Below are 14832 nucleotides of genomic sequence, written 5' to 3'. Positions count from 1 at the left end.
CGTGGTCCGGCGTCGTGCCGGCAGGCGGGCACGAGGGACCGGACGACGGTCGCCGGCACTGGCGTGGTCCCTCGGATGCTACTCGTCAGTAACCAAACCCGACACCACACCCCCCGTGTGGCCCACCCCACATCGTCCCCGCGGCACCCACTCCCGTGATCATGAAGTTGTTGCGCCGACACGCCGGGTGGCGGGGCAACAACTTCATGATCACCGGGGCTGGGTCGGTGGTGGGGGTTCCGGGTCCGTGAGGGCGGCCGCCAGTTCCTTGGTGAGCAGGGCGATCTGCCACTCGCGGGCGCCGAAGCCGCGCAGCGTCTCGGCCACCGTCTCCTCGGTGACCTCCTCCGGCGGCACCCACGCCAACCGGCGCACCGAATCCGGGGCGATCAGGTTCTCCGCGGGCAGCCGGTGCTCGCCGGAGATCCGCAGCACCACCTCCCGGCACCGGGCCAGCCGGGCCGCGGCCACCGGGTCCCGCTCCGCCCACCGGTGCGGCGGCGGTGGACCCTCGACCACGGGCGCCACGGGCAGCGCGTCCTCCGGCAGCTGCCGCGCGTCGTCGAGCGCCGCCAGCCAGGTGCGCGCCAGGCGGCGTACCGAACGGCCGCCGAACCCGGGGAGGGTGAGCAGCATCTTCTCGTCCTTCGGGTCCAGCTCGGCCGCGGCGATGATCGCCGAGTCCGGCAGCACCCGCCCCGGCGCCGCGTCGCGGCGGGCCGCGATCTGGTCCCGGGCGTACCACATCGAGCGGACGCGGGCCTGCGCCCGCGCGCCCCGTACACGGTGGATGCCGGAGGTGCGCCGCCACGGCTCGGCCCGGACCCGGGGCGGTCGGGCGCCCGTGCGGACCAGCGCCGCGAACTCCTCCGCGGCCCACGGCGACTTGCCCTGGCGGGCCAGTTCCTCGTCCAGGGCGTCGCGCAGGTCGACGAGGAGTTCCACGTCGAGCGCCGCGTACGTCAGCCAGGACTCGGGCAGCGGACGGCTCGACCAGTCGGCGGCCGAGTGGTGCTTCTCCAGGGCGTACCCGAGCAGCTGCTCGGTCAGCGCGGCCAGGCCGACCCGCTCGAAGCCGGCCAGCCGAGCGGCCAGTTCCGTGTCGAAGAGCCGGCGCGGTCGCAGCCCCAGCTCGGCGAGGCAGGGCAGATCCTGGCTGGCGGCGTGGAGCACCCACTCGGCCTCACCGATCACCTCGTCGAGGGCCGTGAGGTCGGGTAGCGGCAACGGGTCGATCAGCACGGTGCCGGCGCCCTCGCGGCGCAGCTGGACCAGGTACGCCCGCTGGCTGTAGCGGTAGCCGGAGGCGCGCTCGGCGTCCAGCGCCACCGGGCCGCTGCCCGCGGCGAAGCGCGCCACGACCTCGGCGAGCGCCTCCGGGGTGGCCACCGGTTGGGGGGTGCCCTCCCGGGGAGCGGTCAGCAGCACGGGCCCGCCGGCAGCCGGCTCGTCGCCCGCGTCCGTCGGCTCCGGCTGGCCCGACGGCGGGTGGTGCGGTGCGTCCTCCGGCCGGCTCGCGGCGGCCCGACGGCGCAGGGGTGGTTCGTCGGTCACCTGACAACCCTAGTGCGCTCCGCGATCCGGCGCGTGCAGCCGGTGGGCCTGTGTGTCGATCGAATGGCCCGCGAAGGGCCATCGGGGCCCGGACATCGGGGAAGACAAAGCCCGTTCACGCCGGTACGGTCCATACCCGCCCCAGCGGGTCAGGCGACCTGCGGGCGGTACGAACGTCGACGGGGGAGGGCGTGGCGATCATGACGGCTGGCTACGGTTCGGCTGGCTCGGGTCGGGTGGAGGGGCGGCCGGCGGACGCCGGTCCCGACGACGCCGGCCCGGCTGGCCCGCCCCGCCCGGCTGGCCCGCCCGGCCCACCCGGCCCACCCGGCCCGGCCGGCTCGGTGGGGGACCGCCCTGGGCCGCTGCCGCCGCGGATCGAGCCGGCCCGCGCCGCCGTGCCGGGGTGGTCCGCGCCCGGCGCACCCGCCCCCGGCCAGCACGGCGCCCCCGCGCATCCGACGACGCCCACGCAGCCGTTGACGCCCACGCATCCGGCGGCGTCCGCGCAGCCGGCGGCGTCCGCGCATCCGGCGGCGTCCGCGCAGCCGGCGGCGTCCGCGCATCCGGCGGCGTCCGCGCATCCGGTGGCGTCCGCGCATCCGGGCGTGCCGATGCAGGCCGGCGTGCCCGCACCGCCCGGCGTTCCCGCGCAGCCGGTCGCGCCGCCCGCCGCTCCGTCCGGGGCCTGGCCCACGCCGGCGAACGCGGGGCAGTGGCCGACGCCGCCGAACGCCGGGCAGTGGGGCACGCCGACGCCCGCCGCACCGGCGGGCGCCCCCGTCTCGGGGCCGCTCCCGCCGCCCGGACCCACCGGTACGGCGCCCGTCCCTCCGGCCGCCCCCGACGGGTCGGCGCCGGCGGGGCCGCTCCCGGAAGGGTCGGTGCCGAGCGCGTGGCCGGCGGGAGGGTCGGTGCCGAGCGCGTGGCCGGCGGGAGGAGCCGGGTATACCGGCGTGGCGGTCCCACCGCCGGTGGCGCCCCGGCGCGGGCGGTGGCGCACCGTCGTGGCCGTACTGGTCGTGCTCGCGCTGGCCGGGCTGGCCGGGTTCCAGGCGTACCAGATCGACCGCCTCGGTGACCGCCTCGCCGCCACCGACCGCCGCCTCGCCGAGACGCAGAGCGCGGACGCGGCGCGCCTCGACGGGGTGGAGAAGCGGGCGGAGGCGCTGGAGAAGCAGGCCGGGGCCACGTTCAACCCGGAGGCGGTGGCCAGCGCCGCGCTGCCCAGCGTGTTCCGCGTCCGCGCCGGCCAGTTCACCGGCACCGCCTTCGCGATCGGCAAGCCGGCCTCCGGCGGCGGCACGAACCTGTTCACCAACTTCCACGTGGTGGAGGCGGTCTGGGAGGGCGGCGGCCGGGAGGTCTTCCTGGAACGCACCGACCAGCGCTTCCCGGCCACCATCGTGAAGGTCGACGAGACCAACGACATCGCCCAGCTACGCACCACCGGCCGGTTCACGGGCCTGGTCGCCACCCGGGAGGCCGTGAAGTCCGGCCAGCAGATCGTCGTGGTCGGCGCGCCGCTCGGCCTGGCCGACAGCGTCACCACCGGAGTGGTCAGCGCGTTCCGCGACGCGAGGGACGGGTCCGGGCCGGTCATCCAGTTCGACGCGCCCATCAACCCCGGCAACTCCGGCGGACCGGTGATCAACGGCAACAAGCAGGTGGTCGGGATCGCCACCGCGAAGGCACGCGATGCCGAGGGCATCGGCCTCGCCGTACCGATCACGGTCGCCTGCGACGGCTTCAAGATCTGCTGACGGTCGCCGCCGGACGGCCCCGACCGGATCAACCCGGGATCCGACCGGCGCCGGCCACCGGCTCCGACCGCCCGGCCGGTCGACCGAAATCGGCCCGGCTCCGACCGTCCCGGCCGACCGGATCGGCACGTTCCTGACCGGCCCGGGAGGGTCGGCCGGATCGGCCGGCCCGGGCCGGCGCCACGCCGCACGCCGCCGCCCCCGGCCGGCCGTGGCCAACCCCTGACCCCGGCCGGGTCGTCCACCGGCCGCCCGCACCCCCGAAGGTCCGTGGCGCCCACGTCGCGGACCGGCTCACCTGGAGGAAGAGAGATGACCCAACCACCGACCGGGCCGCAGGGCTTCCCGGCACCGCCGCCGGCCCCGCCCGGTCAGCCGCCGGCCGCCGGGCAACCGCCGGCGCCGCAACCCCCCACGCTGTACGGGCCCGGGCAGCCGACCCAGCCGATCCCGGCCCAGGCCTCTCCCTACGGGCCTGGGCAGGCGACCCAGCCGATCCCGGCCCAGGCCGCTCGGTACGGGCCTGGGCAGGCGACCCAGCCGATCCCGACCCCACCCGCGCCGGCTGCGGACCCGACCCAGCACGTGCCACGGGCGCATCCCACGGCCCCGATCCCACCCGTGCCGCCGACCCCGCCGTTCTCCGCCGCGCCGTTCTCGGCGCCGCCGGCCGCGGGGTACGCCGCGCCGGCCAGCGTCCCGCCGGCCACGGGGTACGCCACGCCGGCCAGTGCCCCACCGGCCGCCGGGTACGCCGCCCCCGCCAGCGTCCCGCCGGCCGCCGCGTACGCCGCGCCGGCCAGCGTGCCCCCGTACGTCGGCGTCGACCAGCCGATGTCGGTGCCGCCGGTGTCGGGCCCGGTCTACGGCGCGCCGATGTCCGCACCGCCCGGCTCCGTCCCGCCGTACGGGCCGCCGGCCCCGGCCGCCGGTCGGGGGCGCGCGGTGCTCGTCCTGGCCCTGGTGGCCGGGCTGTTGTTCGTCCTCGGCGGTGTCATGACCGGCCTGTACGTGACCAAGAGCAGCGAGCTGGACCGCACCGAGCGGCGCCTCACCGCCCAGGTGGGGGAGCGCGACGGCACGATCGCCGCGAACGCCCGGGAGATCGAGAAGCTCAAGGTCGACCTGCAGACCGTCCGGGACAAGCTGTCCGACACCGAGCAGGACCTCACGGGCACCCGCAACGACCGGGACGAGCAGGCCCGGCAGAAGAAGGTCATCGCCAACTGCCTCGACAAGCTGACCACCGCCCTCGGCGCGGCGGCGGCCGGCAACAAGGGCGAGTACGACAAGGCCATGAGCGGCCTGGATAAGGTCTGCGACGAGGCCGAGAACTACCTCTGACGCCGCCCGTACGGGGTCAGGCCGCGCCGGCGGGGCGATGCTCCGGCAGCGCGGTCACCCCGGGCGGCGGCAACCCCGCCGTCGAGGCCAGCAGCGCGCACCAGGCCAGCAGGTGGGGGGCCAGGTCGTCGTCGACCGGCGTCCACGAGGCGCGGATCTCGATGTCGCCCACGGCGGGCGGGCCGGCCAGCTCGCCGAACCGGGTCGACATGGTCTGCGTGACGGTGCCGCCGATGGCCCGGTGGCCGGCGTCCTGCGCGTCGAGGGCGTCGGTGAGCCACGTCCAGCCCACCCCGGGCAGCAGCGGGTCGGCGACCATGTCGGCTTCCAGCTCGGCGGTCACGTAGGTGACCAACCGCAGCGTGCCCTGCCACGCCTCGTGCCCGGCCGGGTCGTGGAGCAGGATGAGCCGGCCGGTGGCCACCTCGTCGCCGTCGCGCAGCACGCTCGCGGCCAGCGCGAAGGCGTACGGCGCGAGCCGCTGGGGGGCGCCGACCTCCTCCAGCACGATCTCCGACCGGGGTGCCGCGGACCGTAGCCCGGCGACCGCGCGGGCGAACGTCTCCGGGAGCGCGATCGGGGGGGCCATGCCGGCAGCCTATGCCCGCCGCCCACCCGCCGCCGCGACGGCGCGCCGACGGTGCCGGCACACGGCGGGCGGGACGGGTCACACGTGGGGGCCGTGCCCGGCGGGGCCGTCGCGGGGCGTGGCACGATGGCCGCGATGAGCACGGACACCACGGGCGACGCGGCCCGAGACGACATCCCCGCTCCCGCCGGACCGGGCGACTCGCCCTTCGTCCGGGCCTGCCGCCGCCAGCCGGGCCCGCACACACCGGTCTGGTTCATGCGTCAGGCCGGCCGCTCCCTCCCCGAGTACCGGGAGATCCGCGCGAACGTCGCGATGCTGGAGTCCTGCCGCCGTCCGGACCTGGTCGCCGAGATCACGCTCCAGCCGGTGCGCCGGCACGGGGTGGACGCGGCGATCCTGTTCAGCGACATCGTGGTGCCGGTCGCCGCGGCGGGGGTCGAGCTGGACATCGTCCCCGGCACCGGGCCCGTGGTGGCCGAGCCGGTGCGCACGGCCGACGACGTCGAGCGGATCCGCCCGATCACGCCCGAGGACGTGCCGTACGTCGACGAGGCGGTCCGGATGCTCGTGGCCGAGCTGGGCGCCACTCCGTTGATCGGCTTCGCCGGCGCGCCGTTCACGCTGGCCAGCTACCTCGTCGAGGGCGGTCCGTCGCGGACGCACGCGAAGACCAAGGCGCTGATGTACGGCGACCCTCAGCTGTGGCACGCGCTCTGCTCCCGCCTCGCCGAGATGACGCTCGCGTTCCTGCGCGTCCAGGTGGCCGCGGGCGTGTCCGCGGTGCAGCTCTTCGACTCCTGGGCCGGGGCGCTCTCCGAGGCGGACTACCGCCGTTACGTGCTGCCGCACTCGGCGTCCGTGCTCACCGGGCTCGCCGACGCGGGGGTGCCGCGCATCCACTTCGGCGTGGGCACCGGCGAGCTGCTGACGGCCATGGGCGAGGCCGGCGCCGACGTGGTCGGCGTCGACTGGCGTACGCCGTTGGACGTGGCCACCCGCCGTGTCGGCCCGGACCGGGCATTGCAGGGCAACCTCGACCCCGCGGTGCTGCTCGCGCCGTGGCCGGTGGTGGAGGCCGAGGTGCGCCGCGTGCTGGAGCAGGGCCGGGCCGCGCCGGGGCACGTGTTCAACCTCGGCCACGGCGTGCTGCCGGAGACCGACCCGGAGGTGCTGACCCGGGTGGTCGCCCTGGTCCACGACCTCACGGCGGGCGAGGCCGGCCGGAGGTGAGCGAGGTGCGGCGGCCCCGGCGGGTGGCGGTGATCGGCGGCGGCATCGCCGGGCTGGCCGCCGCGGTCCGGTTGCGCGACCGCGCCCCCGCGGGCACCGAGATCACGGTGTACGAGCGCTCCGGCGCGCTCGGCGGCAAGCTGCGCACCGGCGAGCTGGCCGGCCAGGCCGTCGAGTTCGGCGCCGAGTCCTTCCTGATGCGCGACCCGGCCGGTGGGGAGTCCGCCGCGGTGGCCCTGGTCCGCCGCCTCGGCCTCGCCGACCGGATCGTCCACCCGACCGTCGGGCAGGCCGCGCTCGCCGTGGGCGGGCACCTGCGGCCGGTCCCGGGCGGCACCCTGGTGGGCGTACCCGGGGATCTCGCGACGGTGACCACGGTGGCGACGCCGGCCGCGGCGGCCGACCGCGACGACGGCCGCCCGCTGCTCGGGCCGGACGAGGACGTGGCGGTCGGCGCCCTGGTGCGGGCCCGGTTCGGCGACGAGGTGGTCGACCGGCTCGTCGACCCCATGCTGGGCGGCGTGTACGCCGGGCGGGCCGACGACCTCTCCCTGGTCACCACGATGCCCGCCCTGGCCCGCACGGCACGTGTCGAGCACACCCTGGTCGGGGCGGTGCGGGCCGCGCAGGCCGCCGCGCCGCGCACACCCGGCGCACCGGTCTTCGGCACCCTGGCCGGCGGGCTCGGCACGCTGGTGGAGGCGGCCGCCCGGGAGAGCGGCGCGACCATCCGCCGGGACGCGACCGTCCGCGAGCTGCACCCGACGCCGACCGGCTGGCGGTTGACCGTCGGCCCGACGCGGGACCCGGAGCACGTCGACGTCGAGGCGGTCGTGCTGGCCGTGCCGGCGCGGCCGGCCGCCCGGCTCCTCGCCGGGTCCGCCCCCGAGCTGGCCGACACGGTGGGCGCGCTGGACTACGCGAGCGTCGCGCTGGTCACGCTCGCGCTGCCCGAGCCGGAGCTGCCGGAACTCTCCGGCTTCCTGGTGCCCGGCACCGAGGGGCTGCTCATCAAGGCGTCGACGTTCTTCACCACGAAGTGGGGGCACCTGCGCCGGCCCGACGGGCTGGCCCTCGTGCGCGCGTCGGTCGGCCGGTACCGCGAGGAGGAGCAGCTCCAACGCCCCGACGAGGACCTCGCGGCGACCGTGCACCGCGAGCTGTCGGCGGTGCTCGGCACCCCGCTGCCCGCCCCGGTGGCCGGGCACGTCCAGCGCTGGGGCGGCGCGCTGCCGCAGTACACGCCGGGGCACACCGACCGGGTGGCCTCGGTGCGGGCCGCGCTGCGGGCGAGCCACCCGACGCTCGCCCTGGCCGGGGCCGGGTACGACGGCGTGGGCATCCCGGTCTGCGTCCGCTCGGGCGAGACGGCGGCCGACGAGATCATCACAGCACTGGGAGGATCGGGGACATGACGGAGCAGACCAACGCGGCCCGGCTGCGCGAGCTGAACGACACCATCCGCTACACGATGTGGTCGGTGTTCCGGGCCAGCCACCCGCTGCCGTCGCTGCGCGACAACGTCACCGCCGAGGTCGAGGCGCTCTTCGAGGAGCTGGCCGGCAAGGACGTGACGATCCGGGGCACGTACGACGTGGCGGGCCTGCGCGCCGACGCGGACCTGATGATCTGGTGGCACTCGTCGTCGAGCGACGCGCTGCAGGACGCGTACCTGCGGTTCCGCCGCACCACGCTGGGCCGGGCCATGACTCCCGTCTGGTCGCAGATGGCGCTGCACCGGCCGGCCGAGTTCAACAAGAGCCACATCCCGGCGTTCCTGGCCGGCGAGGAGGCCCGCGCCTACCTGTGCGTCTACCCGTTCGTCCGCTCGTACGAGTGGTACCTGCTGCCGGACGCCGAGCGGCGCGAGATGCTCGCCGAGCACGGCAAGATGGCGCGCGGCTACCCGGACGTGCGGGCCAACACCGTCGCCTCGTTCGCCCTCGGCGACTACGAGTGGATGCTCGCCTTCGAGGCCGACGAGCTGCACCGGATCGTCGACCTGATGCGGGACCTGCGGGGTTCCCGGGCCCGGCGGCACGTGCGGGAGGAGATCCCCTTCTACACCGGTCGCCGCCGGTCCATCGCCGACATCGTCACCTGCCTGGTCTGACGCGCCCGCGCCGCACCGGTCCGCGGCGGTGACCCGCTGTCGGCGGTACGGACGGTGTCCCGGGGCACCCGGACACCGCCCGTACCGGCGATCCGGTGCCGGTCAAACCAGCTGCTTCACCATGATCTGTTCGCGGTGGACGCCGTCGGGCATGAGATCGCCGAGTTCGTCGGTGGCCACGAAGCCCTGGCGCTCGTAGAGGCGGACGGCCGCCTTGTTCCCCGGCACCACGGCCAGACGCAGCCGGTCGGCGCCGGATCGTCGTGCCCACCGGGCGACCGCCTCCACCAGCGTGTCCCCGACGCCCCGGCCACGGACGTCCGGACGCACGAACATCGAGATCAGTTCGGCGGTTCCCGCCGTCGGCGTGGGAACACCGCTGACCATGCCCACCGGGCGCCCGTCGAGGTCCGCGAGCAGGTTGTGCGAACCGGGGATCGCCAGGCGGGACCGCCAGCGCTCCTCGCGGTCCCCGTCGCCCTGCCAGTCGGCGAGGCGAGATCCGAAGGCGTACGGCGCGTCGGCCAGCGCGGCGAGCCGCAGGTCGCGCCAGGAGGTCCAGTCGTCCGGGGTGAGCACCCTGATCTCGATCATGGGTGAGATGGTCCCGCCGTGGTGGCCGGCCCGCGACCCCGTTTCCCGCGGGATGAGCCGCGCCGGGGGCGACGGACCGGCCGGGGCCGCGCCCGGAGGCAGTGGGGCGCGTCCCCGGCCGGGGACCCGGCGAGCATCAGCAGGCGCCGCTGGTCGCGGCCTGCGGAGGGTTCCACATAGATAGATCGGTGTCAATTAATCGGGTCGCGCCGCATCGGGACGTGTGGGATGCCGTCCTCGACGTACTCCGGGCCGGTGACCGTGAAGCCGTGCCGGGTGTAGAAGTCGACCAGGTACGACTGCGCGTCCAGCACGCAGGGCCGGTCACCCACCACGGCCAGCGCCTCGGTCATCAGCCGCCCGGCGTACCCGCCGCCGCGCGCCGCGGGCGCCACCACCACCCGGCCGATCCGGGCGATGCCGCCCGGGTCGGCCAGGATCCGCAGGTACGCGAGCGGGGCTTCGCCGTCGGTGAGCCAGAGGTGCCGGGTGGCCGGCTCGACGTCGCGGCCGTCGAGTTCCGGGTACGGGCAGTTCTGCTCGACCACGAACACGTCGATCCGCAACCGGAGCAGGTCGTGGAACGTGCGGGTGGTCAGGTCCGCGAACGCGGCGGTGCGGACCTCGATCGTCTGCGACGGCATCCTGCGATCGTAGGTCCCCCTGCCCGGGGCGCCAGGTACGTGGCGGCCACGGCCGTGAGCAGCAGCACCCCGCCGGTGATCACGGGCAGCGGCAGCGGCTCGCCGAGGAGCGCGACGGCGAGCGCCGCGGCGGTCAGTGGCTCCACCAGCGTGACCACCGCGGCGACGCTGCCCTCGGTGGTCCGCAGCCCCGCGTAGAACAGCCCGTACGCCAGCGCGGTGGTGACCACCCCGAGGTGGAGCAGCAGCGCCACGACGTCCGGCCGCGCCGGCACCGCCAGCCCGTCGGCCAGGGCGACCGGTGCGAGGGCCACCGCGCCGATCGCGGTGGAGAGGGTGGTGAGCGTCATCGGTGCGGTACGCCGGGAGACGTGCCGGCTCACGAGGGTCGTGGCGGCGTACCCGAGGCCGGACCCGGCCGCCGCGAGCAACCCCAGCAGGGGCCGGGGCGCCGCCGAGGTGGGCGTCGCCGAGGCCCCGGTGATCAGGGCGAGGCCGGCGACCGCGGCCACGAGGGTGGCCACCCGGAGCCGCCCGGGCAGCCGGCGGGCGCGGACGGACTCCCAGGCGGCGGCGAGCACCGGCGCCAGGCCGAGACTGACCACGGTGGCCACGCCGACGCCGGCGAGCGCGACGGCGGCGAAGTACAGCGCCTGGTAGACGCCGAGCCCGACCCCGGTGGCCAGGAGGGACAGCGGTGCCGCGCGTACCGCGGCCAGCGTCCGCCGCAGTCGCGGCGCCGTGAACACCGCGAGGACGAGCGCGGCGATCGCCAGGCGGTAGAAGCCGATGCTGACCGGGCTGAGGCCGGTGCTGTCGTGCACGGCGTGGACGACGACGCCGGTGGTGCCCCACAGCACCCCGGCGACGGTGATCGAGATCAGGCCCGCGCGGGCGGGCGGGACAGGCGTGACCGGCGCCGAACGCACGGTCGGCGCGGTAGGGGAAGCGGGCATGGGTGCGCTCCGAAGGTGGGCCGCTGACGGGGGACGACGTCGGCGGAGCGCACGGCGGTGTGGCCGACCGGGTCAGCCGGTCGGCGTGGGACGGTGCGCTCCGGTCAGGAGCGCGGGGGAGGCAGAACGCCCGGGAACGGCCGCATCGCACGACCGTACCGCAGGCCGCCGTCGGGCAGGGACCTACGCCGGCCGTCGTCGGGCGGGGCGCGGCCCGGCGTACGCCGTCACGGTCAGGCGGGGCGTACCCCGACGGCGTCGCGGATCTCGGCGCCCTGCCTGCCCTCGACGGCGCGGGCGCAGTGCCCGCTGCAGAAGAACCGCCCGTTGACCTCGACGCCGTGTCCGACGATCTTGATCTGGCAGTGCTCACAGATCGGCGCCATCCGGTGGATGGCGCACTCGAAGCTGTCGAAGGTGTGGGTGTCGCCGCTGACGGTCCGCACCTCGAACGCCATCCAGTAGTCGTTGCCGCAGACCTCGCAGGTCGCCATGGAAGAACCCCCGATCTCAGGACAGGTACGCCCAGACTGCGGGCAGGACGGGACGCGCTCGCCGTGAATGCCGTAATCCGTCCGGCTCCGGCGGCGTGTCGGCCCCGGCGTGTCGCCCGTTAGGCCTGGTAGACACCCCGAGCCCCTGGAGGTACTCCGTGATCAAGCGCAACAAGCTGTTCGGCAACCAGACCCGGGTCACCTTCTGCCTGCCCCGGGACACACCGCCCGGGACGGTGAGCGTGGTCGGCTGCTTCAACGGCTGGGAGCCCGGCCGGCACGAGCTGGTCGCCCGCCGGGACGGCACCCGTACGGTGACGGTGCGGCTCGGCCCGGGGGAGTACCGCTTCCGCTACCTCGCCACCGGCGGGGTGTGGCTCGACGACGACAGCGCCGACGGGGTGGACGAGCGTGGCTGCACGCTGGTGATCTGACGCATCCAGGCTCGCCGATTGTTTTATCGATAAGGGTCTTTACTGTTAACAAAGTTTAATTTATGTTGGTGGCATCGTCATCCGGCCGTGGAGGTGCCACCATGCGTCGAAGAATCATCGTCCCGATCATGGCGGCGGGCGCCGTCCTGACGTCGCTCGCCGTCGCCGCACCCGCGCAGGCGCACGGCTACGTCTCGTCGCCGCCCAGCCGCCAGGCGCTCTGCGCCCAGAACCGGGTCCCCGACTGCGGTCAGATCAAGTACGAGCCGCAGAGCGTCGAGGGGCCCAAGGGCCTGCGCAACTGCCACGCGAACATCGCCCACTTCGCCGTCCTCAACGACGACAGCCGGGGCTGGCCGGCCACCTCGGTGGGCAGCACGGTGACGTTCACCTGGGTCAACACCGCCCGGCACGCCACCAGCAACTGGGAGTACTACATCGGCAACACCCGCGTCGCGGTCTTCAACGGCAACGGCCAGCAGCCCGGGGCGACCGTCACGCACACCGTGAACTTCGGCGGCTACTCCGGCCGGCAGAAGGTCCTCGCCATCTGGAACATCTCCGACACCGCCAACGCGTTCTACTCCTGCATCGACCTGCAGATCGGCGGCGGCGGGCCGGGGCCCACCCCGACCCCGACCACCTCGCCCACCCCGCGCCCGACGCCCACCACCAGCCCCACCACGCCGCCGCCGACCGGTGGCACCTGGACCGTGGGCCGGGCCTACCAGGTCGGCGACCAGGTCACGTACGGCGGTTCGACCTACGTCTGCCGCCAGGCGCACACCGCCATCGCCGGCTGGGAGCCGCCGAACGTGCCGGCGCTGTGGAGCCAGGTCTGACCGTACGGGCGCGGTCCGTCCCGCCAGCGGGCCGCGCCCCCCGTACCCCCTCGGCCCGACACCGGAGGCCGGCATGACCCGCACGCCCGTGGTGGCCGCGCTCGCCGCCCTGCTGCTCGCCGCCGGCTGCGCACCCGGCCCGGCGCCGTCCGCGCCCCCCGCGGCGCGGCCGGTTCCCGCGCCCGGCGGCTCCGCCCCGGCCGCGCTGAGCGGCATCGACCTGCTCTTCCTGACGATGATGGCGGCGCACACCGAGCAGACCCTCGAGATCGTGCGCTCGGCCCGCGGCCGGATCGTCGACCCGGACCTGCACACGCTGGTCGCCGCGATCGACGTGACCGAGACCGACGAACTGGCCACCGTACGCGCCTGGCTGGACGCCGCGAGCCAGGCGCCGGACGAGGCGCGCCGGCGGCACGACCACTCCGGCCACGGCGTCTCCGCCGCCGATCTGGACCGGTTGCGCGAGGCCACCGGCGCCCAGGTGGACGCGGTGCTGCGGGAGGTGCTCGCCGAGCACCAACGGGCGGCCGCCGACCTGGCCCGGGCGCACCTGAGCGCCGGCACCGACGAGCGGGTACGCGACCTCGCCCGGCGGATCGAGCAGTCGCGTACCGCCGAGGTGGGCCTCCTCACGGCGTCGCCGGCGCCGTCCCGGTGAGCGTCGCCGACCACGACCGGTGACGGGCCGGCCGCTGGTCGGCGCGGCAGGTGGGGGGCGCCTCCGGCTACCGGCGCGTCAGCGCGGTTCCAGCCGGATGGACAGGGAGTTGACGCAGTGCCGGGTGTCCTTCGCGGTGAAGCCCTCGCCCCGGAAGACGTGCCCGAGGTGGCTGTCGCACCGGGCGCAGCGGATCTCCGTGCGGACCATGCCGTGGGTGCGGTCCTCGATCTCCCGGACGCGCCCCGGGATGGCGTCGTCGAAGCTGGGCCAGCCGCAGTGCGAGTCGAACTTGGTGTCGCTGGAGAAGAGCTCCAGGCCGCAGGCCCGGCAGTGGTAGACCCCGTGGGTCTTGGTGTTCACGTACTCGCCCGTCCAGGGGCGCTCGGTGCCGGCCTCCCGCAGGACCCGGAACTCCTCCGGGGTCAGCCGGACCCGCCACTCGTCCTCGGTGCGGGGCAGATCGGTGTCGTCGAGACTCACCCGTCAACGGTACGCCGGACGTCGGAGGCGTCGCATATGGTCGCCTGATGGGCGGCTCCACGAAGGCGACGGTCACCGAGATCGAGGTGGCCGGGCACACCGTACGGCTGACGAGCCCGGACCGGGTGATCTTCCCGCAGCGGGGTTTCACGAAGGGCGACGTCTTCCACTACTACCTGTCCGTGGGCGACGGGATCCTGCGCGCCCTGCGCGACCGGCCCACCACCCTGCAGCGCTTCCCCGAGGGCGTCGAGGGCGAGGCGTTCTTCTCCAAGCGGGTGCCGACCCGGGGCGTGCCGCCCTGGGTGGCCACCGCCGAGATCACCTTCCCCAGCGGGCGTACGGCCGCGGAGCTGCGGCCGGTCGACCTGGCCCACGTGGCGTGGGCCGCGCAGATGGGCACCGTGGTCTTCCACCCGTGGCCGGTGCGCGCCGCCGACCCCGACCGCCCCGACGAGCTGCGCGTCGACCTCGACCCCCAGCCGGGCACCGACTTCGCGCACGCCGCCGAGGCCGCCGGCGAGCTGCGTGGCCTCCTCGACGAGCTGGGCGTCGCCGGCTGGCCGAAGACGTCCGGCGGCCGGGGCGTGCACGTCTACCTGCGCATCCAGCCCCGCTGGACGTTCGTGGAGGTGCGCCGGGCGACCATCGCGCTCGCCCGCGAGCTGGAACGGCGCCGGCCCGATCTGGTCACCACGTCGTGGTGGAAGGAGGAGCGCGGCGCCCGCGTCTTCGTCGACTTCAACCAGATGGCCCGCGACCGCACCATCGCCTGCGCGTACTCGCTGCGCGCCAACGCGCGGGCCACCGTCTCCACGCCGGTGACCTGGGACGAGCTGCCCGACGTCGACCCGGACGACTTCGACCTGGCCACGGTGCCGGCCCGGCTCGCCGAGCGGGGCGACGCGCACGCGGGCATCGACGACGAGTCGTGGGACATCACGCCATTGCTCGACTGGGCGGAGCGGGACGCCGCCGCAGGCCAGGGCGACATGCCCTACCCGCCGGACCACCCGAAGATGCCCGGCGAGCCGAAGCGGGTCCAACCCTCGCGGGACCGCGACCGCCCCCGCTGACGCCCACCCGATTCCCTCGGTAACGATCAAGTAACGGGCGGAACCTTTCTCC

The 14832-nt window shown here is 75.5% G+C and carries 16 protein-coding genes; 9 read left to right on the top strand and 7 right to left on the bottom strand.

The window, feature by feature from the left end:
- Window positions 1-210 precede the first annotated feature (210 nt).
- A complete protein-coding gene (locus D7193_RS03885) occupies window positions 211-1554 on the bottom strand; it encodes a ribonuclease D (RefSeq protein WP_120777968.1) in 1344 nt (447 codons plus the stop codon).
- A 614-nt stretch (window positions 1555-2168) separates the two neighbouring features.
- Here D7193_RS03885 and D7193_RS03875 point away from each other — a divergent pair.
- Window positions 2169-3317 (top strand): S1C family serine protease, encoded by a 1149-nt coding sequence (locus tag D7193_RS03875; RefSeq protein WP_377456423.1) that lies wholly within the window; start codon window positions 2169-2171, stop codon window positions 3315-3317.
- A 621-nt stretch (window positions 3318-3938) separates the two neighbouring features.
- Window positions 3939-4661, top strand: a complete 723-nt coding sequence (locus D7193_RS03870) for a hypothetical protein (protein WP_241562807.1) — start codon at window positions 3939-3941, stop codon at window positions 4659-4661.
- A gap of 16 nt (window positions 4662-4677) precedes the next feature.
- On the opposite strand, the gene D7193_RS03865 is transcribed toward D7193_RS03870, so the two are convergent.
- Entirely contained in the window at window positions 4678-5250 is a 573-nt protein-coding gene (locus tag D7193_RS03865; RefSeq protein WP_120777966.1) for a DUF3000 domain-containing protein, read from the bottom strand.
- Between the two features lie 135 nt (window positions 5251-5385).
- Between D7193_RS03865 and hemE the strand changes: the two genes are divergently transcribed.
- The 3 genes from hemE to hemQ are packed head-to-tail and all read left to right on the top strand — an operon-like array spanning window position 5386 to window position 8596.
- A complete protein-coding gene (gene hemE / locus D7193_RS03860; protein ID WP_120779234.1) occupies window positions 5386-6483 on the top strand; it encodes a uroporphyrinogen decarboxylase in 1098 nt (365 codons plus the stop codon).
- Between the two features lie 5 nt (window positions 6484-6488).
- Window positions 6489-7898, top strand: coding sequence for a protoporphyrinogen oxidase (gene hemG, locus D7193_RS03855; RefSeq protein ID WP_120779233.1), 1410 nt, complete (start codon window positions 6489-6491; stop codon window positions 7896-7898).
- Window positions 7895-8596 carry a hydrogen peroxide-dependent heme synthase gene (hemQ, locus tag D7193_RS03850; protein ID WP_120777965.1) on the top strand — a complete coding sequence of 234 codons (702 nt, stop codon included), beginning with the start codon at window positions 7895-7897 and terminating at the stop codon, window positions 8594-8596. The genes hemG and hemQ overlap by 4 nt, the downstream gene beginning before the upstream one ends.
- 102 nt (window positions 8597-8698) lie before the next feature.
- Here hemQ and D7193_RS03845 read toward each other — a convergent pair whose 3' ends face one another.
- The 4 genes from D7193_RS03845 to D7193_RS03830 form a co-directional block, all read right to left on the bottom strand.
- Window positions 8699-9190 carry a GNAT family N-acetyltransferase gene (locus D7193_RS03845; protein ID WP_120777964.1) on the bottom strand — a complete coding sequence of 164 codons (492 nt, stop codon included), beginning with the start codon at window positions 9188-9190 and terminating at the stop codon, window positions 8699-8701.
- 191 nt (window positions 9191-9381) lie between these two features.
- Window positions 9382-9834, bottom strand: coding sequence for a GNAT family N-acetyltransferase (locus D7193_RS03840; RefSeq protein WP_120777963.1), 453 nt, complete (start codon window positions 9832-9834; stop codon window positions 9382-9384).
- Window positions 9786-10790 carry a DMT family transporter gene (locus tag D7193_RS03835; RefSeq protein WP_120777962.1) on the bottom strand — a complete coding sequence of 335 codons (1005 nt, stop codon included), beginning with the start codon at window positions 10788-10790 and terminating at the stop codon, window positions 9786-9788. The genes D7193_RS03840 and D7193_RS03835 overlap by 49 nt, the downstream gene beginning before the upstream one ends.
- Before the next feature lie 233 nt (window positions 10791-11023).
- Window positions 11024-11284: a Prokaryotic metallothionein gene (locus D7193_RS03830; protein ID WP_120777961.1), complete on the bottom strand. Its 261-nt coding sequence runs from the start codon at window positions 11282-11284 to the stop codon at window positions 11024-11026.
- A 158-nt stretch (window positions 11285-11442) separates the two neighbouring features.
- On the opposite strand from D7193_RS03830, the gene D7193_RS03825 reads away from it, so the two are divergent.
- The 3 genes from D7193_RS03825 (at window position 11443) to D7193_RS03815 (ending at window position 13221) form a co-directional block, all read left to right on the top strand.
- On the top strand, window positions 11443-11718 hold the full coding sequence (locus tag D7193_RS03825) for an isoamylase early set domain-containing protein (RefSeq protein WP_120777960.1): 276 nt from the start codon (window positions 11443-11445) through the stop codon (window positions 11716-11718).
- A gap of 101 nt (window positions 11719-11819) precedes the next feature.
- Complete coding sequence (locus D7193_RS03820) at window positions 11820-12560, top strand: lytic polysaccharide monooxygenase (RefSeq protein ID WP_120777959.1); 741 nt, start codon at window positions 11820-11822, stop codon at window positions 12558-12560.
- Window positions 12561-12633: 73 nt separating this feature from the next.
- A complete protein-coding gene (locus tag D7193_RS03815; RefSeq protein ID WP_120777958.1) occupies window positions 12634-13221 on the top strand; it encodes a DUF305 domain-containing protein in 588 nt (195 codons plus the stop codon).
- Window positions 13222-13299: 78 nt separating this feature from the next.
- Here D7193_RS03815 and msrB read toward each other — a convergent pair whose 3' ends face one another.
- A complete protein-coding gene (gene msrB / locus D7193_RS03810) occupies window positions 13300-13704 on the bottom strand; it encodes a peptide-methionine (R)-S-oxide reductase MsrB (protein WP_120777957.1) in 405 nt (134 codons plus the stop codon).
- A 47-nt stretch (window positions 13705-13751) separates the two neighbouring features.
- Between msrB and ligD the strand changes: the two genes are divergently transcribed.
- Entirely contained in the window at window positions 13752-14780 is a 1029-nt protein-coding gene (gene ligD, locus D7193_RS03805) for a non-homologous end-joining DNA ligase (protein WP_120777956.1), read from the top strand.
- Window positions 14781-14832 lie beyond the last annotated feature (52 nt).

This window comes from Micromonospora costi, from assembly GCF_003626655.1.
Lineage (GTDB): Bacteria > Actinomycetota > Actinomycetes > Mycobacteriales > Micromonosporaceae > Micromonospora > Micromonospora costi.
The sequence above is the reverse complement of the archived record's forward strand: the minus strand, read 5'-3'. Positions and strand labels throughout refer to the sequence as shown.